17 protein-coding genes and 3 tRNA genes are annotated in these 17,350 nt (G+C 71.1%); 12 read left to right on the top strand and 8 right to left on the bottom strand.

The window, feature by feature from the left end; translation table 11 throughout:
* The first annotated feature begins 10 nt into the window (after nt 1–10).
* From Q2K20_RS14370 to Q2K20_RS14350, 5 genes are all read left to right on the top strand, one after another.
* Nucleotides 11–1,381: a polysaccharide pyruvyl transferase family protein gene (locus Q2K20_RS14370; protein WP_317176878.1), complete on the top strand. Its 1,371-nt coding sequence runs from the start codon at nt 11–13 to the stop codon at nt 1,379–1,381.
* A 103-nt stretch (nt 1,382–1,484) separates the two neighbouring features.
* A complete protein-coding gene (locus Q2K20_RS14365; RefSeq protein WP_256820881.1) occupies nt 1,485–2,843 on the top strand; it encodes a TrkH family potassium uptake protein in 1,359 nt (452 codons plus the stop codon).
* A 19-nt stretch (nt 2,844–2,862) separates the two neighbouring features.
* Nucleotides 2,863–3,501: a potassium channel family protein gene (locus Q2K20_RS14360; protein ID WP_256820828.1), complete on the top strand. Its 639-nt coding sequence runs from the start codon at nt 2,863–2,865 to the stop codon at nt 3,499–3,501.
* 141 nt (nt 3,502–3,642) lie between these two features.
* Nucleotides 3,643–4,623 (top strand): NAD(P)H-dependent flavin oxidoreductase, encoded by a 981-nt coding sequence (locus Q2K20_RS14355; RefSeq protein ID WP_070720092.1) that lies wholly within the window; start codon nt 3,643–3,645, stop codon nt 4,621–4,623.
* Between the two features lie 4 nt (nt 4,624–4,627).
* Complete coding sequence (locus Q2K20_RS14350) at nt 4,628–5,179, top strand: PadR family transcriptional regulator (RefSeq protein ID WP_317176877.1); 552 nt, start codon at nt 4,628–4,630, stop codon at nt 5,177–5,179.
* Here the strand turns inward: Q2K20_RS14350 and Q2K20_RS14345 are convergent.
* Nucleotides 5,166–6,206 (bottom strand): NAD(P)H-quinone oxidoreductase, encoded by a 1,041-nt coding sequence (locus Q2K20_RS14345; RefSeq protein ID WP_317176876.1) that lies wholly within the window; start codon nt 6,204–6,206, stop codon nt 5,166–5,168. The genes Q2K20_RS14350 and Q2K20_RS14345 overlap by 14 nt on opposite strands.
* Nucleotides 6,207–6,345: 139 nt before the next feature.
* On the opposite strand from Q2K20_RS14345, the gene Q2K20_RS14340 reads away from it, so the two are divergent.
* Nucleotides 6,346–6,431, top strand: a tRNA-Ser gene (locus tag Q2K20_RS14340).
* A gap of 43 nt (nt 6,432–6,474) precedes the next feature.
* Here the strand turns inward: Q2K20_RS14340 and Q2K20_RS14335 are convergent.
* From Q2K20_RS14335 to Q2K20_RS14325, 3 genes are all read right to left on the bottom strand, one after another.
* Nucleotides 6,475–7,443, bottom strand: coding sequence for an alpha/beta hydrolase family protein (locus tag Q2K20_RS14335; RefSeq protein ID WP_410494210.1), 969 nt, complete (start codon nt 7,441–7,443; stop codon nt 6,475–6,477).
* Between the two features lie 214 nt (nt 7,444–7,657).
* A complete protein-coding gene (locus Q2K20_RS14330) occupies nt 7,658–9,394 on the bottom strand; it encodes a bifunctional metallophosphatase/5'-nucleotidase (RefSeq protein ID WP_317176875.1) in 1,737 nt (578 codons plus the stop codon).
* Between the two features lie 122 nt (nt 9,395–9,516).
* Nucleotides 9,517–10,575, bottom strand: a complete 1,059-nt coding sequence (locus tag Q2K20_RS14325) for a pyridoxal phosphate-dependent aminotransferase (RefSeq protein ID WP_096906230.1) — start codon at nt 10,573–10,575, stop codon at nt 9,517–9,519.
* Nucleotides 10,576–10,680: 105 nt separating this feature from the next.
* Between Q2K20_RS14325 and Q2K20_RS14320 the strand changes: the two genes are divergently transcribed.
* Both Q2K20_RS14320 and Q2K20_RS14315 read left to right on the top strand, forming a co-directional pair.
* Nucleotides 10,681–10,772 (top strand) — tRNA-Ser (locus tag Q2K20_RS14320).
* 47 nt (nt 10,773–10,819) lie between these two features.
* Nucleotides 10,820–10,892 (top strand) — tRNA-Arg (locus tag Q2K20_RS14315).
* 59 nt (nt 10,893–10,951) lie between these two features.
* On the opposite strand, the gene Q2K20_RS14310 is transcribed toward Q2K20_RS14315, so the two are convergent.
* From Q2K20_RS14310 to Q2K20_RS14300, 3 genes are all read right to left on the bottom strand, one after another.
* On the bottom strand, nt 10,952–11,956 hold the full coding sequence (locus Q2K20_RS14310; RefSeq protein ID WP_317176874.1) for an HAAS signaling domain-containing protein: 1,005 nt from the start codon (nt 11,954–11,956) through the stop codon (nt 10,952–10,954).
* The gene (locus Q2K20_RS14305; protein WP_317176873.1) at nt 11,956–12,300 is read right to left on the bottom strand and encodes a PadR family transcriptional regulator; all 345 of its coding nucleotides are present in this window, start codon (nt 12,298–12,300) and stop codon (nt 11,956–11,958) included. The genes Q2K20_RS14310 and Q2K20_RS14305 overlap by 1 nt, the downstream gene beginning before the upstream one ends.
* A gap of 223 nt (nt 12,301–12,523) precedes the next feature.
* Nucleotides 12,524–13,327 (bottom strand): oxygenase MpaB family protein, encoded by an 804-nt coding sequence (locus Q2K20_RS14300; RefSeq protein ID WP_317176872.1) that lies wholly within the window; start codon nt 13,325–13,327, stop codon nt 12,524–12,526.
* 490 nt (nt 13,328–13,817) lie between these two features.
* On the opposite strand from Q2K20_RS14300, the gene Q2K20_RS14295 reads away from it, so the two are divergent.
* The gene (locus Q2K20_RS14295; RefSeq protein WP_067714715.1) at nt 13,818–14,762 is read left to right on the top strand and encodes a DMT family transporter; all 945 of its coding nucleotides are present in this window, start codon (nt 13,818–13,820) and stop codon (nt 14,760–14,762) included.
* On the opposite strand, the gene Q2K20_RS14290 is transcribed toward Q2K20_RS14295, so the two are convergent.
* The gene (locus Q2K20_RS14290; protein ID WP_096906225.1) at nt 14,721–15,413 is read right to left on the bottom strand and encodes an NrtR DNA-binding winged helix domain-containing protein; all 693 of its coding nucleotides are present in this window, start codon (nt 15,411–15,413) and stop codon (nt 14,721–14,723) included. The two genes, Q2K20_RS14295 and Q2K20_RS14290, sit on opposite strands and share 42 nt — an antisense overlap.
* A gap of 70 nt (nt 15,414–15,483) precedes the next feature.
* On the opposite strand from Q2K20_RS14290, the gene Q2K20_RS14285 reads away from it, so the two are divergent.
* The 3 genes from Q2K20_RS14285 to Q2K20_RS14275 are packed head-to-tail and all read left to right on the top strand — an operon-like array spanning nt 15,484 to nt 17,337.
* Nucleotides 15,484–15,648 (top strand): hypothetical protein, encoded by a 165-nt coding sequence (locus Q2K20_RS14285; RefSeq protein WP_269501745.1) that lies wholly within the window; start codon nt 15,484–15,486, stop codon nt 15,646–15,648.
* A gap of 33 nt (nt 15,649–15,681) precedes the next feature.
* Nucleotides 15,682–16,299, top strand: a complete 618-nt coding sequence (locus tag Q2K20_RS14280) for a T3SS (YopN, CesT) and YbjN peptide-binding chaperone 1 (protein ID WP_317176871.1) — start codon at nt 15,682–15,684, stop codon at nt 16,297–16,299.
* A gap of 33 nt (nt 16,300–16,332) precedes the next feature.
* Nucleotides 16,333–17,337 carry an ADP-ribosylglycohydrolase family protein gene (locus Q2K20_RS14275; RefSeq protein ID WP_317176870.1) on the top strand — a complete coding sequence of 335 codons (1,005 nt, stop codon included), beginning with the start codon at nt 16,333–16,335 and terminating at the stop codon, nt 17,335–17,337.
* The last annotated feature ends 13 nt before the right edge of the window (nt 17,338–17,350 follow it).

Raw genomic sequence — 17,350 nt, 5'->3', positions numbered from 1 at the left:
GGTTGACGTCATGACGCCGACTCGCCGAGCCGCGCCCGCCGCCCGCCTGAGACGACGGGCCCGTCGCCGGCTCGACGCCGCGCGCGCCACCGCGGACGCCCGGTGGGGCCGGCCGCGGGAGGGCCAGCGGCCCGTGTACCTCGTCGCTCCGGCCGGTCACCCCAACCACGGCGACGAGCAGCTGTTGGCGGGGTGGCTGCGCTACCTGCGGCACGCACTGCCGGGGACGCCCGTCGTGGTGGACTGCCACACGCCCGGCCAGGCGGCGGTCCTGCACCATTCCGAGCACCCGGACGTGCTCTTCACCGACACCCTGTGGCGCCTGGCCTCCGAGCACACCGGCGCCGACGAGGCGATCGGGTTCTGTCGCGCCGCGGTGGGCGACCCCGGGCTGCGTCCGGCGCTGGCCACGGGCATCGACCTGCTGCGCAGCGCGTCTGTGGTCCACCTCATCGGCGGCGGCTTCGTCAACGACCTGTGGCCGCACCACCTGGGCGTGGTCGCGGCGGCGGGGGAGGCCGGCCGGGCGGCGGGCGCGCGCGTGGTGGCCACCGGTCAGGGGTTCGTGCCGTGCGGGGACGCCGGACGGTTGGCGGGGGCGTTGCGTGACTACGACCTGGTCACCGTCCGTGACGCCGACTCGTTCGAGCTCCTCGCGGGCACGGGGGTGCCGGTCCGCCACGTGGCCGACGACGGCTGGCTCGCCCTGTCGGCGGCGGGTGTCGTCGAGGCCGGCGACCACCCCGTCTACTCGCCCGACCCGGACGCGTGCCGCGACCTGGTGCTCTGCGCCCAGTCCGACCTGGTGGAGCCGGAGGTCCTCGCCGCCACCGTCGCGCGGATCCTCGCCGCGTGGGCGGTGCCGGGCGAGCGGATCACCGTCGTCGAGTCGATCCCCGGTGGGGACCGGGTGGTGTGGGACAGGGTGTGTGCGCGCGCGGCGGCCGCGTCCGGCGCCGACGGTGGACAGGGTGGATACGACGGCGACGACGACGAGGTGGGCCGCGCCCTGGCTGACCTGCGGTTGCCCCGCGCGCGTTTCGTGCCGTTCCAGGAACTGTGGGCCACGGGTCTGCCCGCCCGGCCGGGGCAGGTCTGGCTGACCACCCGTTTCCATCCGCATCTCTTCGCGGCGGCCCGCGGGGCCTCCGGGGTGGCACTGCGGTCGGGGTCGGCCTACTACGACGTCAAGCACGGGGCGCTGCTCGCCGCCGGATCGCAGTGGAGTTCCGTGGCGGCCGACGACGGTCCGCGCACCGTCGTCTCCCGGGTGCCCGCCGCGGGTGGAGTCGATCCGGCCGCCGTCGCCGCGCTCGTGGAGGGCGCGGAGCGGTTGGCGCAGGAGATCTACGCGGGGGCTGCGGGCCGCACGCTGCAGTGATACGCAGCCGGTTCACCGGGCGCAAACCCCTACTGTTCATCGGTGCCGCCGAGGTCTACTGTCTGACCTCGTGACTGCGTATGGGCGGGTGTCACCGTCTGTGATGCGGCGGTGGGCGGGCTGGGCGACGTTGAGTCCGGTCCGGGTCGTCGCCCTGAGTTTCGCTGCGGCGATCGCGGTGGGGACCGGGTTGCTGCTGCTGCCCGCGGCGGTGGCGTCCGGCGGCGCCACCAGTGTGACCGCAGCGCTGTTCACGGCGACGTCGGCGATGTGCTTGACCGGGTTGATCGTGGTGGACACCCCTGTGCACTGGTCGGGATTCGGTCAGGCGGTCATTCTGGGGCTGATCCAGGTCGGTGGCCTGGGGATCATGACCATGGCCTCGTTGGTGGGGCTGATGTTGGCGCACCGGATCGGGCTCAAGGCACGGTTGAACACCGCCGCCGAGGCCCGGGCGGCCGAACTCGGCGACGTGCGGGGCGTGGTCGTGGGCGTGGTCCGGATGAGTCTGCTGATCGAGGCGGTCACCGCGGCGGCGCTGGCGATTCGTTTCGCGGTCGGGTACGACGAGCCGGTGCTGCGGTCGCTGTGGCTGGGCGTGTTCCATTCGGTCTCGGCGTTCAACAACGCCGGGTTCGCGCTGTACAGCGACAACGTGATCGGCTTCGCCACCGATCCGTGGATCTGTGTGCCGTTGATGGTGGCGGTGATCCTGGGCGGGTTGGGCTTCCCGGTCCTGTTCGAGGTGGGGCGGCGCATCCGCCGGTCCGGATCCGCGACCCGGGAGCACCCGCGGTGGAGCCTGCACACCCGGCTGACCGTGCACGTCACGGCGATCCTGCTGTTGGCGGGGTTCGCGGCGGTCCTGGCGCTGGAGTGGACCCGCACGCTGCAATCGTTCGGTTTCGCCGACAAGGTCCTGGTGGCCGCGTTCCAGGGGACGATGCCCAGAACCGCCGGCTTCAACAGCGTCGACTACGCGCAGATGGACGAGGCGACCCTGCTCGTGACCGACGTGTTGATGTTCATCGGAGGCGGCAGCGGAGGCACTGCCGGCGGTATCAAGGTGACGACCTTCGCACTTCTGCTGTTCGTCATGGTCGCAGAGGTGCGGGGCGAGAAATCGGTCACGATCTTCGACCGCCGTGTGGACACCCGCGTCCAGCGCCAGGCGTTGGCCGTGGCACTCATCGGTATCGGATTGGTGACGGTCTCGACCATCGTGCTCCTGGCGGGGACGCCGTTCGGGCTTAATGAACTGTTGTTCGAGGTCACTTCCGCGTTCGCCACGGTGGGGCTGTCCACCGGCATCACCGCGCGGCTTCCCGAGTGGGGTCAGTGGATACTGATCGGACTGATGTACCTGGGCCGGATCGGCCCGATCACCATGGTCAGTGCCCTGGCCGCTCGCCAGCGCGGACGACGGTACGACCTTCCCGCAGAAAGGCCACTCATTGGCTAGGAAATCAGCGCCGGACGCCGTGGCAGTGCTCGGTCTGGGTCGGTTCGGCAAGTCGCTCGCCCTGGAGTTGATGTCCCAGGGCGCGGAGGTGTTGGGTGTCGACGCGAGCGATGCGGTCGTGCAGAAGATCGCCAACCGCCTCACGCACGCGGTGGTGGCCGACACCACGGACGAGGAGTCCCTACGTCAGTTGTCGGTGCACGAGTTCGATCGCGCGGTGGTGGGGATCGGCTCCGACCTCGAGGCCAGCCTGCTGACCGCCTCGGCCCTGATCAATATGGGCGTGGCGAACGTGTGGGCCAAGGCGATCAGCAACTCCCACGCCAAGATCCTCACGCAGATCGGTGTGCATCATGTCGTGCGGCCGGAACACGACATGGGCAAGCGGGTGGCCCACCTGGTCCGCGGCCGGATGATCGACTACATCGAGTTCGATGACGGGTTCGCCATGGTCAAGACGACCGCCCCGGCGTTCGCGACGGGTCGCAGTCTCGGTGCGACCTCGATCCGCACGGACCACGGCGTGACCGTGGTGGCGATCAAGCGTCCCGGGGAGGGCTTCACCTACGCCACCGCCGACACGATCCTGCACCCGGGGGACACCATCATCGTCTCCGGCAAGGTGCGCGACACCGAACGCTTCGCGGAGCTGTCCTAGACCGCGATTCCCGTCCGTGAGGTGTGGGTTCTGTCGCCGACGCGAGGCCGTCGACTTTTGTGCAACTAGTTGCATGAAAGTCGGCGCGACCGTACGGTCAGCGGAGAAGTCTGCTCCGCCCCGCTCTCGAAAGGACTGCTCATGGCCCTTCCCTCAGTGCTCGCCGGCCCGCTCACCGTCCCGGTGGTCGCCTCGCCGATGTTCATCTACTCCGGCCCCGAGCTGGTGGCCGCGCAGTGTCAGGCGGGGGTGATCGGGTCGTTCCCGGCGCTCAACGCGCGGCCGCAGTCGGCGCTGGCCGAGTGGATCGAGCAGGTCAGGGAGAGCAATGAGGCGTTCGCCGCCGCGAATCCCGACCGGTACGTCGCCCCGTTCGCGGTCAACCAGATCGTCCATCGCTCCAATGATCGGCTCGAGCAGGACCTGGCCACCGTGGTCGAGCACGAGGTGCCGATCGTCATCACCTCCCTCGGCGCGCGCGAGGAGGTCAACGAGGCCGTCCATTCGTACGGCGGCATCGTCCTGCATGACGTGATCAACGACCGGTTCGCCCGCAAGGCCGTCGAGAAGGGGGCGGACGGGCTCGTCGCGGTCGCCGCGGGCGCCGGGGGACACGCCGGCACCCAGTCTCCGTTCGCGCTGATCAGCGAGATCCGCGAGTGGTTCGACGGCCCGCTGCTGCTGTCCGGGGCCATCGCCCACGGTCGCTCGATCCTCGCCGCGCAGGCGGCCGGTGCCGACCTCGCCTACGTGGGTTCGGCGTTCCTCGCGACCGAGGAGTCCCGCGCCACCGACGCCTACAAGCAGATGATCGTCGACAGCGGCGCCGGCGACATCGTCTACAGCAACCTCTTCACCGGTATCCACGGAAACTACCTGCGGGGCAGTATCGAGGCCGCCGGCCTGAACCCCGACGATCTGCCCGAGTCCGATCCCTCGGCCATGGACTTCGGCTCCGGGGGGACCACCGACTCCAAGGCGTGGCGCGACATCTGGGGCGCCGGTCAGGGCGTGGGCGCGGTGGACTCGGTCGGGCCCGTCCGCGAGCTGGTCGAGCGGCTGCGGTCCGAGTACGACGACGCGGTGGCGGCCCTCACCGCGGGTCTGCCCGCGACCCGCTGACCCGATGTCGCTGAAGTTCGCGATCCTCACCTCCCTCACCGAGCGGGAGGGCAGCGGCATCGAACTCGCCCGCCGGTTCGACAAGTCGATCGGGTACTTCTGGCCCGCGACCCACCAGCAGATCTATCGCGAGCTCGATCGGCTGGCGTCCGCGGGCCTCATCCGCGAGCTGCCGCAGCAGGGACCGCCGCGGCGGGGACAACCCAGGAGGTTCGCCGTCGCCGACACCGGCCGGGCCCTGCTGGTGGAGTGGATCGGGGAGGACGACGAGCCCGAACCGATGCGCTCGAGCCTCGCGGTCCGTGTCCGCGCGGCCGCGGCCACGGGTAGGGTGGACGACCTTCGGCGGGCCCTCGGGTACCACCGCCGCCAGCGGGTGGAGAACCTGCGGCGGTACCGGGAGATCGAGGAGCAGGACTTCGCGGACCGCGACCCCGTTGAGGTCCGGGGTGCGCTCCAACACCAGGTGCTCAAGTTGGGCATCCAGGCGGAGCAGGCGTGGGTGGGCTGGTGCGACGAGACCCTCGACGTGCTGGATCGCCTCAGTCGACCGTGAGCAGGATCTTGCCGTGGCTCTCGCCCGACTCCAGCAGGGCCAGTGCGTCTGCGGCCCGGCCGAGCGGGATCTCGCGGGAGACCCGGGTGGTGACGTCCCCTGCTGCGACCATCGGCCACACCTGGTCGACGACCTCCCGGCAGATGCCGGTCTTGCCGCCGGGGCCGTCCGCGGGTCGGGCCCGGAGGTTGGTCGCGAGGATGCCGGCACGCTTGGGCAGCAACCGGCCCAGGTTGAGCTCACCCTTGACCCCGCCCTGGAGGCCGATGACGATGACGCGACCGTCCGGCGCCAGGGACGCGATGTTCTTCTCCAGGTACTTCGCGCCCATCACGTCCAGGACCAGGTCGACGCCGCGGCCGCGCTCGTCGTCGTCGGTCCAGTCCCTGACCCGTTCGACGAAGTCCTCGTCCCGGTAGTCGATCACCAGGTCCGCGCCCAGTTCGCGGCACATCTGCACCTTCTCCGGCCCGCCCGCGGTGGTGGCCACGCGGGCCCCGAGGGCGCGGCACACCTGGATCGCGTGCGAGCCGATGCCGCCGGCGCCGCCGTGGATCAGCACACGCGGGGCACCGAGGTCCGTGTCGCCCCATCGGGCCTGCGCGGCCAGGACGCCGCGGCCGAGCCCTCCCGTCATGGCCAGGTTCGACCACACGGTGCACGCCACCTCCGGGAGGGACGCGGCCTCGTGGAGCGAGACCCCGGCGGGGACCGGCATGACCTGACCGGCCGGGACGGCGACCTTCTCCGCGTACCCGCCGCCGGCCAGTAGCGCGCACACCTCGTCGCCCACCGCCAGGCCCTCCACGCCCTCGCCGACCGCGGCGATGCGGCCCGAGCACTCGAGGCCGAGGATCTCGGAGGCGCCGGGAGGCGGCGGGTAGTGGCCCCTGGACTGCAGCAGGTCGGCCCGGTTCACCGCGGAGGCCGCGACATCGATGAGGACCTCGCCGGCGGAGGCGACCGGGTCGTCGACCTCGGTCAGGCGCAGGGTGTCGGGGCCGTTGTCATATGCGATTGCCTTCATGTCCTCCGACGGTAGCCGGGATGAGACCCGAGGGCAGGCGGGCTGGGTGCGCACGCCCGCGGTCCACTACGATGAACGGCGTCGTCAACGCGGGTTCCACGTGGAACCACGCGGTCGTGCGTGTCGCGGCAGGCGGCGGGGAAGTGTGGCAGAGCGGCCGAATGCACTCGCCTTGAAAGCGAGCGTGCCTAAACAGCACCGGGGGTTCAAATCCCTCCACTTCCGCCCAGGTCCGATCCGCGCGGGCCCGAGTCGAGGCAGGGCCGGCTCAGGCGGTCGTCTCCTGCAGGTCCGCTGCCGCGACGTAGCGGATGATCTCGAGCACCCGCGGGTACGAGCGGGACTTTCCCGAGACGATCGAGACGTGGTCCTCACCCTCGAGCAGGACCAGTTTGGCGCGTCCTCCCCGGCGGGTGACCTCGTCGACGTAGCGCCGGGAGTTCTCCGCCGAGACGGCCGCGTCCCGGTTGCCGTGGATCGCGACGACCGGTGTGCCGGTGTCGATGTTCTGGATGGGGTCCACCGACGCGTACCGCCACGGGAACTCGGAGGGCGTCCCGCCGATCGCCGTGACGATCCTGTCGTCCCCGTGGTTCGCTGCATAGACCATGTCCAGTGGTCCGGCGATCGAGATCACGCGCGTGGGCCGGAACGCGGGCTCGGAGCCCACCTCGTCGTCCTCGAGCAGGTGGCGGGTGCCGCCCCACACGGCGAGTTGGGCACCCGCGCTGTGGCCCACCACCACTTCGTCATCGGTCGTGATCTGGGGGAAGCGCCGGTCCACCTCGACCACGTGGTCGAGCGCGTCCGCGATGTCCCGGAAGGTGACGGGCCAGCCGCCGCCGGACCCGACCCGGCGGTACTCCACGTTGTAGACCGCCATTCCGCGGCTCGCCAATTCGCGCGCCAGGGGGTCGAAGATGTCCGCACCCAGCTGGTTCTGCCACGCCCCTCCGTGGATGAGGACCGCGAGCGGGATGGTGTCGACCCCCTGGGCCCCGGACGGCAGGTACAGGTCCGCCCAGTTCTGTTCGGGATCGGCGTCGGAATCCCGGGTCGGGTACTCGAAGCGCTGGACCGTGACCTCGTCCAGTCGGACGGTTCCCGCAAAAGTCGGGTCCACCTGCGGAACGGCGGTCGTCGTCATGCAGCCGACCAGGGTGAGTGCGCCGCCCACCAGGGCCGCGCCACGCATGAGGAGGTGCCCCGGTCCCACGACGGGTCTTCGCGACGACATGGCCACCACTTCCTCAGGAGTCGATAAGGCGGAGTACCTTTTTTCTCCTTGGGTGGGCACGGTGCACAGGGGCGGGGGCGTCCGGAATCGCGGAGAGTGAAGCTGATCTTACTCTTTGATAGGCCCGCGGCGCTGAGAGGTGCCCCCCGTGTCGGCCCCCGGCGTGCCGTGCCGAGCACGGCACGCGGCCAGCCGGTGCGACTGTCGGGTCTTGTCAGCCGACGACGCTGATCCGGCCGGTCTCGGGGGCGCTCAGCGGGCCCTCCTCGGCCACATAGCGACGCAGTGCGTCGAGATCGGTCACCCCGGCCTCGCGGCGGTCCCCGCGTTCGGCCAGGACCGAGCCGTGCCACTCGGGGGAGGAGAGGAACTCGTTCACCACGACGGTGTACTCGCGCCCGGGGTCGACGGGCTCGTCGTCGATAATTATCTCCGACACCCTCGCTCCGGGCGGGCGGCGGAGGTCGACGGTGTAGCGCACGTTCGACGAGACCGCCGGGCCGTTGCGGCCGATGTCGTCGGCGAAGTGGTCGAAGGCCGCGCGGAGTTCCTCCCCGGTCACGGTGACCAGGTAGAGGCGATCCCCGTAGGGCTGCACGGTGTGCAGGTCGGCGTAGTCGAGGGGCCCGGCGGGGAGGTCGGTGCGCAGGGAATCCGGGTTGGACAGGGCCAGCTCGGCGCCCCGACCCCGGGCGGCGTGAAGCTGGCCGTCCGCGATGAGATCCGCCAGTGGTGACTCGCCGTTCGCATCCATGGCCCGCTCGATGGTCTCGTCGGCGGTGCCGATGACCTCGCGGGCTTGCGGTGCCGCAGCGGCCTGGGCCTGGCGTACGAGCTCCTCGGTCCCGGCATCGGGTTCTATGTCGAGGTTGACCGTCTGGTTGAACACCGACGTCTGGGGCCGGATCACATCGCCAGTGGAGGGGTCGACCGCCAGGTCGACGACGGTGACGGACCGGCCGTGGGACGCGGGGGCCACGACGACGCGCTCGTCGTTGTCCGAGTCGAAGACACGGCAGGTGGCCGGGCCGCCGGAGGCTCCCACGATCAGGGCGTCCACGGCGGGGTTGAGCTGCTTGACCAGGTCCAACTCGGTGAGCTCGTCGGGGCAGGCCGCCGGATCGAGATTGTCGTGGACGGCGTCGGACTGGACCATGGCGACGATCGCCTCCACGCCCAGGAACCGCAGTGACTCCACGGTCTCGTCGATCGCGCGGAGGGGGTCGGTCAACCGCGTGGTCGTCTCCGGGACGGACGTCGACGGGGAAGTCACCGCCACGACCCCCACCCGGACGTCACCGACTCGGTGGATCGCGAAGGGGAAGGTGGGGGCCGAATCGGGCGACGGGATGGCGTTGGATGCCAGGAACGGGAACGCCGCCCCACGGAACGGCGGGAGCGGGGGATCGACGCGGCAATCCCGCTCGGTCGCGCACCCCGGCGTGACCAGGGATCGGACGTGGTCGGCGCCCTTCTCGAGTTCGCGTCGTCCCACGCCGGCCCCGTCCACACCGAGCCGGTTGAAGTACTCGATGGTCGCTCGGTCACCCAGCAACGCGGCCTCGGGGGCGGTCCCGCCGATCGAGTCGCCGGTGGCGAACAGCAGTGAATCCTCGGCCTGGTCGCGCAACTTTCCGACCGTGGCCGCGAGGTGTGGCCCGCCACCGGCGGGGCGGACGTTGCCCGAGCCGTCACGGAGCTCGCCCTGGAACCCCACGGGCCGGGACAGCGCACCGGAGAACTCCCCGATCCCCAGGATGCGGACCGACCGGGTCTCCGCCGCCGGGCTCCAGGGACTGCTGGTCTGCGCGTCGGCACGCGGAGGGGAGGCGAGGGTTGCGACGAGGACCACGGCCGCGAACAGCGCGAAAGCGACCGGCCCGACGCGGCCCGTTATGGACGTGTGGATAGCTGCGGAGTTCACCTCGTGCCATGAACTCTTCTGCTGCACATCGTCTCCTAGAGGGGCGGGGGCTCGCACGTTCCGCGATCCGGGGATCGCGAGATCGTGACCTGCTCTCCCAAACCCGGCCCATGCTGCCCTCGCGATGTCACGGGACCCCGCCGGAAGCATTACGTTCTGGTCACGAAATGCCGGGCGGCAGTGAGGAATCGGTCGTTTTCCTCGGGATCCCCGATGGACACCCGCACTCCGTCGCCGGCGAAACACCGGGTGACGACCAGGTGCTCGCGGCAGTGGGCGTCGAAATCAGCCGCGGCGTCCCCGAGGGGTAGCCAGACGAAGTTCGCCTGGGTGTCCGGGACCGCGTGCCCCATGTCGAGCAGGGAAGCCCGTACGCGGGAGCGCTCGGCGACGACCGCGTCGGTGCGGGCCCGCAGTTCGTCCCCGGCCTCGAGGCAGGCGATTCCGGCGGCCTGCGCCAGGGAGCTCACCGAGAACGGGACGACCATCTTCGCCACCGGTACCACCAGTTCGGCGGGTCCGACGAGGTAGCCGACACGGAGGCCGGCCAGACCGTAGGCCTTGGAGAAGGTGCGCAGCGAGACCACGTTGGGCCGCGACATCGCCTCGGCGACGCCGTCCACCGGGTCCTCGGATCGCATGTACTCGTAGTAGGCCTCGTCCAGCGCCACGGTGACCCGTTCGGGGACGCGGTCGAGAAAAGCGAGGAGTTCGGCGCGGGTCACCGCCGGGCCGGTCGGGTTGTTGGGCGTGCAGACGAAGATCAGCCGGGTCCGGTCGGTGACGGTGGCGACGATCGCGTCGAGGTCCAGCGACCCGTCGTCCCGGTTGGGGACCGCGATCGGGACCGCGTGGGCGATGCGGGCGATGATCGGGTACGCCTCGAAGGAGCGCCAGCCGAAGACCACCTCGTCGCCCGGTGCACACACCGCCTGGACCAGTTGCTGGCACAGGGCGACCGAGCCGCAGCCGGCGGTGACGTTCCCGGTGGGCACGTCGAGGAAGTCCGCGAGCCGGTCGACGAGCGCGCCGGCGGTGATGTCCGGGTAGCGATTGGCGCCCGCCGCGGCCTCGGCGATGGCCGCCGCCACGCTCGGCAGCGGGCCCGCGGTGGTCTCGTTGGACGCGAGTTTGACCGCGCCCGGCACGGAGGCGCCCGGAATGTAGGCGGGGATGGCGTCGAGGTCGCTGCGCACGTCGGGGGACATGACTACAGGGTAGGACCACCCCCTGCGGGCCCGGTGTCCGGCCGTTTTGCGCACCGGCCCGGCCTGTGTGTACTGTAATTCCTCGTTGGCTCAGCAGAGCCTCCAGGAGGCGTGCCAGAGCGGCCGAATGGGACTCACTGCTAATGAGTTGTCCTCCTCAAAGGGGACCGGAGGTTCAAATCCTCTCGCCTCCGCCATGCCGGGGATCCGGGTGACCGGATAGCTGGCACGACAGAAGAATATTGCGCCCGTAGCTCAATGGATAGAGCACTTGACTACGGATCAAGAGGTTAGGGGTTCGAGTCCCTTCGGGCGCACAGAAGGAACGCCCCCGTCCACGCGGACGGGGGCGTTCGCTATTGCCGGCCGGCGGGGTTCACGCTGTGCTCGCGGTACCCCGCCGATACGCCCGCAGGGTCTCGATCTGATCCCAGACCACGATCACCCAGATCGTGGCGATGATGCTCCAGCGGATCGCGGTGGTCGCCGTGCCGCCGTCGTCCGCCGCGACGAGGTCGGGGTGGATCACCGAGTCGTGGCTCAGCACCAGGGCCGTGAGGAAGACGCCGAAGACAACGTCGACCACCACGTCGATGCCGAGCCGCGCCGGTGACCTGCCCGGCCTCACCAGGCGCCACACCTGGACGAGCGCCAGCGCTCCGATCAGCAGCACGTACCCCGTGAACCACCTGGTGGGGATGGCGGGGTTCACGAGCGGTTCGCCGCCGTTGAGATGGCCGATGTACAGGAACGTCGACGGGACGAACGGCACCGCGACCAGGATGGCCAGCATCACCAGCGACACGACCGCGTCGACGCGGGTGTCCGCCCCGGCACGGGGCCCGTCGAGGTGCGCCGGGTCCCAGGTGGGGGTCAGGGTCAACGGACTGCGTTCGCCCTCCGGGGTCGTCCGCTCGATGATCACCACCACGAGCGTCCAGGCCGCGAAGGCCCACAGCAGGGCGGCGGCGACGGAGCTGACGAGTTGGCCGATGAGGCCGCCGAGCTCCGGCTCCGCGGTGGTGGAGACGTAGAGGATGCCGCCGGCCAGGGCGGCGATGACGCCCACGACGGGCAGGAGCCACCGCAGCACCCGGGCCCAGACCGGGTAGACGTCCGGGCCCACGAGGTACTGGCGGGTGCCGGCATAGCGGCGTGCGAGTTCGGCCGGGTCGCCCAGTCGCGCCAGGACGGCGCGTTCGGCGGAATCGCGGTCGGCGGTCCCGGCCGGTTCGGTCCCGCTGGCATCGTTCCCGGCGTCGGGTTCGGCGGCGACCATGTCGGCGATGGTCGCGGCGATCTCCGAGGAGATGTCGCCGCGCTGGTCCTCGGGGAGGTGGCGGACCACCTCGCAGATGTAGCGATCGGTCAGTGTGGACATCACTCGTCCGCCTTCCGCAGATCGGTGTAGCCGGCACCCAATGCCAGCCACTCGGCGTGCAGGCGCTCGGCGGTCTCGGTGCCGAGCGCGGTGGTCTCGTAGTACTTGCGGGGCCTGGGCTCCTCGGTCCGCCACGTCGAGGTGAGCAAGCCCTGTCCCTCGAGGCGGCGCAGCAACGGGTAGAGGGTGTTGGCCTCGGTGGCGATTCCCGCCTCGGCCAGCGTGGTGAGCAGGGCGTACCCGTACCTGGGCGTCCGGCAGGCCAGCAGACTCGCCAGGACGACCGACCCGCGCCGGAGTTCCTGCAGGTGGGTGCCCAGTGCCGCGTCCGCGTCGTCGCCCATGCGGCACACGTTAGTGTGTGGCACACACTATGTAAATGGCGCACAGTCTCGGCGCGGGCCCTCTCGCTCCACCCGCCGCACCGCGACACTCCGCCATCGACCGGCCCTGACCGGCCCTGACCTGCGGTGCCCTGAAGACGGTGTGCAGGGCACCGCAGGTCGGGAGGCCGCGGCCCGGTGCGCTGTCGGGGCCGGGCCTGTGTGGGATCTCGCGGTCGACGCGTCAGGAAGCCGGCGAGGCCTTGGTCTTCTTGACCCGCACCCGTTGGTAGGGCGCCGCGACGGACTCGCCGATCGCCTGCGCGATGAGGTCCTCGGCGGTCCGGTTCTTCCGCGCGAGTGTGGCGACGAGCTTGGTGAACCTGGCCCCGCGGGCGAACTCCTTGGCGCTGCGGTCCTCCACGGCGAAGAACAGCTTGGCCTGGTCGGGGAGTAGCGACAGCACGCCGTTGAGGATCTGGCGGGTGACCCACCTGGCCACCGGGCCCTTCACGTCCGGGTGCCGGAGCGAGTGGCCGGCCATCGCGGCGAAGATGGTCAACGCCTTGGTGTCGAGGCCCTCGGTGACGTACTGGTCGACCGCTGCGAAGGTCTCGAGGTGCGGGCCGGGGACGTGCAGTTTGTCCGCGCCGATGTGGGACTCCACCACCAGGCGGTCCGCGTCCGCTGTGCTCAGGCCCGGGCCGAACTCCTGGTAGCCCCGGACGGCCGACCAGATGTACGTCCACCACGTCCACCGCATCCATTCCGGCTGCTTGGCCTCTTCCACCTCTCCGGTCTCCGGGTTGGTCCAGGTCGCCATCTCGTGGAGGTGGTCGACGCGCTTGGCCGCCGCGTCCGCGTGGGCGGTGTCGGCGAAGACCGAGTCCCGCAGGTAGGCGGCCGTGCGGTCGAACCGGGCGGCCATCTCGTCGGCGCCCTCGCTGGTCAGCGAGACCCGATCGAAGTGGGTCATCATGCCCGGTTCGAGCATCTGGAGGAAGAGCGCGTTCTTGGCGCCGAGCCCCGAGGCCGGGTCCGAGAACACCCGCCAGGAGATGCTGTCGGGGCGTCCATCGGGTCGAACTGTCGGCCCTCGGCGCGCGCGATGGCGATCCACGCCGCCCAGACGAGGAGATGTGCGGTGTACGCGGTCAGGGGCATCGCGCCCAGCACCCGCTCCGGCCGGAACAGCCACCGCAGCCGCGTCCCGCCGATAAGGATGCACACCCCGATGACCGCGAGTGCGAATCCCATGGACCCGACCGCCTCCCCCACGTCCGACGAGTGGGGCCCGTCCCGGAGCCGCGACAGAAACCACAGTCCGACCTCTGACCGCGCGCCGTCGTCGCTCGAGGAGGCGGTGGCGGCCCCACGGGCACCCGGCTCGAGGCCGGGACGGTGATCGTCGACGCGAAGGAATGAGCACAGAGGAGTGAGCGCAGAGGAGTGAGCGCGGAGGGGTGAACGGCCACGGGCCGGGGGTGGGACGCGAGAGTACGACGACGACGAGGTCGGCCGCTTCGTAGGCTGTGCCGATGGCTCAGCCCGCGCGAGAGGCGCTCCGCCGCAACGCCGGCCATCTGGCGTCGGTGGCCCTGGTGCTCATGTGGAGCTCGGGCTATGTCGGCGCGGAACTCGGGATCCGGGCCGACGGGACCCCGCTGCAGCTGCTGGGCTGGCGGTTCTCGATCCTCGGCGTGCTGTTGGTGACCGTCTGCCTCGTGCTGGGGGTGCGGTTGAACGATCGCGCGGCGTGGACGCGGCAGGCGGTGTTGGGCCTGTTCAGTCAGGCGTTCTTCCTGTTCATGATCTTCGAGGGGGTCTCCCGGGGCGTCGACGGCGGCACCGCGGCGCTCATCGCCGCGCTCCAGCCACTGCTGGTGGCGACGGTGGCGGGCAGGGTCCTCGGCGAGCGCACGACGGCCGGCATGTGGGTCGGCATGGTGCTGGGGATGGCGGGCGTCGTGGTGGTGGTCTCCGGCGGTCTCGACGCGGGCGCCGCCCCGTGGTGGGCGTACCTGTTCCCGGCGGCGGGCATGCTCAGTCTGGCCACGGGCACGGTTCTCACGCAGCGGCTGCGGCCCTCCGAGACGCTGCTGCAGTCGATCACCATGCAGTCCGTCGTCGCGGGGGTCACCCTGATGTCCGCGGCTCTGGTGACCGGCCAGGCGGCGCCCGTGGCCGAACCCGACTTCTGGGCGGCGGTGGCCTGGCTGGTGTTCCTGTCCACCCTGTGTGGGTACGTCCTCTTCGTCTTTGTCACCCGCACCCGTGGCGCCACCGTCGCGAGCGTGCTGCTCTACCTCACCCCGCCCACGACCATGGTCTGGGTGTGGCTCATGTTCGGTGTCCCGATCACCCTCCCGGCCGTGGTCGGCATGGCGATCAGTGCGGTCGGCGTGACCCTGGTGCTGCGGTCGCGGGCGGCGCGGGACGCCTCAGCGCGCGCGCCGGAAGAGCGCGGCCGGGCGACCGCGTAGGGCCGTGGACAGCGCCACCTCGCCGTCGTCGTCCAGGACGGGTTCCAGGTGCGGTCGCATCCGGCGCGCGAAGTTGTCCTTGTGCAGTTCCTCGCCGATCACGGCCTCGTGCACGCGACGTAGTTGGAGCAGCGTGAACGGTTCGGCCAGGAAGCCGTCGGGGTCGGGGCCCACGTCGACGTAGCGCTGGCGGATCTCGTAGAGCTCGCGGACGTCGCGGATCGCGGCGTCGACGATCGCGTCGTGGTCGAACAGTAGCGACTCGATGCCGTCGAGTCGGCCGTCCGCGGTGACGCGGGTGAGTTCGCCGTTCGCTCCGGCCAGCGCGGACTCGGGCAGGGGGAGCGCGTGGGCGGCGGAGACGGCCCACGTCCGCTCGTCCCGCCCCGGGTCGTCGAAGAGCCGCAGCAGGCGCGGACGGATGGTCTCGTGTGGCGCGATCCGGACCTTCTCGCGGAGTACGTGGTCCGCGGTCTCGGCGACGGTCGTCCGCTCGCGCAGGAACGCGCCCGGGAGCGCGCGACCGTCCGGATTCCGGCGTGATTGCGTGAATACCCGCAGCTCGGGGTCGGTGCCGCCGGCCCCTGTCACGGTGAGGATCGCCAGGTCCACGGCCACGGCGGGCCGGGGGAACTTATCGAGATCGGACATGGCCTTCACTTTAGCGCGATTGGCGTGCTAATGTTTAGCGCGCCTGGAGTGCTAAAGGAGTGGAGGGGTCATGGGAAGTCGACGAGACGACGGCATGGACGGGGTCGGCGGCGAGGCCACCGAGTGCGCATGGGGCGTGTTCCTGGACACGCTGATCCTGCGGATCGGTGCTGTCGGGGACGGCGGCGCGCTGGCGCTGGTGGCCCCGCCCGGGCCGGAGGGGTGGAGCCAGTAGCTCGTCGTCCGGTCGGACCGTGGTCGGGGATTCATGTGGGTCGCCCGCGGGATCTCCGGCAGCACGGCGGCCGAGGAGGTCGTGGCCAGCGCCGGCGCCGACGGGGCGTTCGCACTGGCGGACGCGATCGTCCGCGTGGCGCGCGAGGACCTGCGGTTGCCGCACCCCCAGCTGTTCACGGCCCGCGCCAGCGGACGAGGAGCAGCCGAGTTGGCGGAGTCCCTGAGGCTCGCGGACGCGGACGCGCCGGGTGGGCCGGACGGCCGTACGGACGGTGGGGTCCGCGGTGGTCCGGACGCGCTGCGTCCGGTGGTCGTGGAGGCGGTGGGGAGGGTGTTCGGGCAGGAGCCGGGCGTCGACGACGACTGCGACGTGTATTTCACCGTCGCCGGCACCACGGTGTTCGTCATCTTCAGCCCCGACGGCGGGCTGGTCCAGGCCTGGGCCCTCGTGGTCCGCGGCGTGTACAGCCGTCGCAACACCGCGGTCGAGGTGGATCTGCTCGGGCAGCAAGGGGATGTGGAGCACCTGGTACCTCAGCGGGCGCGACGTGTTCCAGCGGATCACCCTCCCCGCGCGCCCGCTCTCGGTGGACAACATCGAGGGCATGCTCCGCGCGTTCGCGAAGGACCTCGAACAGAACCGGGATGAGCTGGCGTACCGGCTCGGAGGGAAGGTGGCGTGATGACGGGCAGTGGAGACCGGGGGTGGGACGACCGGGTCGCCGGGGTGATGCTCGGTACCGCCGTGGGGGACGCTCTCGGCGCCGGATACGAGTACGGCTCCGCGCCGCTCGGTCCCGAGGGGCCGCAGATGATCGGCGGCGGACTGGGCGGGTTCGCGCCCGGACAGTGGACCGACGACACGTCCATGGCGTGGTGCGTGCTCGACGTGGCCGCCCGGGGTGGGGGCCTGCTCACGGACGAGGCGCTCTCGGAGGTCATCCGCAACTTCAGGTGGTGGTACGACTCCGGCCCGCCGGACATCGGCAACCAGACCGCCGCGGTCCTGCGGGCCGCGGGGCCCGCGCCGACGGCCGCCGCCGCGCGGGAGGCGGCCGAGGAGCACTTCAGACGGAGTCACCACTCCGCGGGCAACGGTTCCCTCATGCGCACCGCACCCGTCGCCCTGGCCCACCTCGGCGACACCGGGGCGATCGTCAGGGCAGCCACGGCCGTGAGCGACCTGACCCACTCCGACCCACGCACCGCCCAGGCGTGCGTCCTGTGGTCGCTGGCCATCAACCGCGCCGTGCGGGAGCAGGTCCTGGATCTCCGCGGCGGACTGGCGCACCTCGACGGGCCGGTCCGGGACTACTGGGAGGCCTGCATCGACGAGGCCGAGCAGGGGCCGCCCGAACGGTTCCGCCGCAACGGCTGGGTGGTGACCGCCCTGCAGTCGGCGTGGTCGGCGATCCACCACACGCCGATCCCCGCCGCAGATCCCGGGCGGCACCTCGCCGACACACTGGTCACGGCGATCGGGATCGGAGGCGACACCGATACGGTCGCCGCCATCGCCGGGGGCCTGCTGGGCGCGCGCTGGGGTGCGTCGGCCGTGCCGGCGCAGTGGCGGGACATCTGCCACGGCTACCCGGGGTTGACGGGGGAGGACCTGGTCGAGCTCGCGCACGCCGCCGCCGCTGTCGGTGACGTCGGCACCGTCGCGGGGCGGGACACGCGCCGATGAGTCCGTGGACGCC

Source organism: Dietzia sp. IN118 (genome assembly GCF_032905965.1).
GTDB lineage: Bacteria > Actinomycetota > Actinomycetes > Mycobacteriales > Mycobacteriaceae > Dietzia > Dietzia kunjamensis.
Note: the sequence above shows the minus strand (reverse complement) of the source record. Positions and strands in the feature narration are given on the sequence as shown.

What these genes read in the sequence shown, in the direction of transcription:
- Q2K20_RS14370 (WP_317176878.1), top strand. Translation starts at nt 11, where the DNA reads ATGACGCCGACTCGCCGAGCCGCGCCCGCCGCCCGCCTGAGACGACGG.
- Q2K20_RS14365 (WP_256820881.1), top strand. Translation starts at nt 1,485, where the DNA reads ATGCGGCGGTGGGCGGGCTGGGCGACGTTGAGTCCGGTCCGGGTCGTC.
- Q2K20_RS14355 (WP_070720092.1), top strand. Translation starts at nt 3,643, where the DNA reads ATGGCCCTTCCCTCAGTGCTCGCCGGCCCGCTCACCGTCCCGGTGGTC.
- Q2K20_RS14350 (WP_317176877.1), top strand. Translation starts at nt 4,628, where the DNA reads ATGTCGCTGAAGTTCGCGATCCTCACCTCCCTCACCGAGCGGGAGGGC.
- Q2K20_RS14345 (WP_317176876.1), bottom strand. Translation starts at nt 6,206, where the DNA reads ATGAAGGCAATCGCATATGACAACGGCCCCGACACCCTGCGCCTGACC.
- Q2K20_RS14335 (WP_410494210.1), bottom strand. Translation starts at nt 7,443, where the DNA reads ATGTCGTCGCGAAGACCCGTCGTGGGACCGGGGCACCTCCTCATGCGT.
- Q2K20_RS14325 (WP_096906230.1), bottom strand. Translation starts at nt 10,575, where the DNA reads ATGTCCCCCGACGTGCGCAGCGACCTCGACGCCATCCCCGCCTACATT.
- Q2K20_RS14310 (WP_317176874.1), bottom strand. Translation starts at nt 11,956, where the DNA reads ATGTCCACACTGACCGATCGCTACATCTGCGAGGTGGTCCGCCACCTC.
- Q2K20_RS14305 (WP_317176873.1), bottom strand. Translation starts at nt 12,300, where the DNA reads ATGGGCGACGACGCGGACGCGGCACTGGGCACCCACCTGCAGGAACTC.
- Q2K20_RS14295 (WP_067714715.1), top strand. Translation starts at nt 13,818, where the DNA reads ATGGCTCAGCCCGCGCGAGAGGCGCTCCGCCGCAACGCCGGCCATCTG.
- Q2K20_RS14290 (WP_096906225.1), bottom strand. Translation starts at nt 15,413, where the DNA reads ATGTCCGATCTCGATAAGTTCCCCCGGCCCGCCGTGGCCGTGGACCTG.
- Q2K20_RS14285 (WP_269501745.1), top strand. Translation starts at nt 15,484, where the DNA reads ATGGGAAGTCGACGAGACGACGGCATGGACGGGGTCGGCGGCGAGGCC.
- Q2K20_RS14280 (WP_317176871.1), top strand. Translation starts at nt 15,682, where the DNA reads ATGTGGGTCGCCCGCGGGATCTCCGGCAGCACGGCGGCCGAGGAGGTC.
- Q2K20_RS14275 (WP_317176870.1), top strand. Translation starts at nt 16,333, where the DNA reads ATGACGGGCAGTGGAGACCGGGGGTGGGACGACCGGGTCGCCGGGGTG.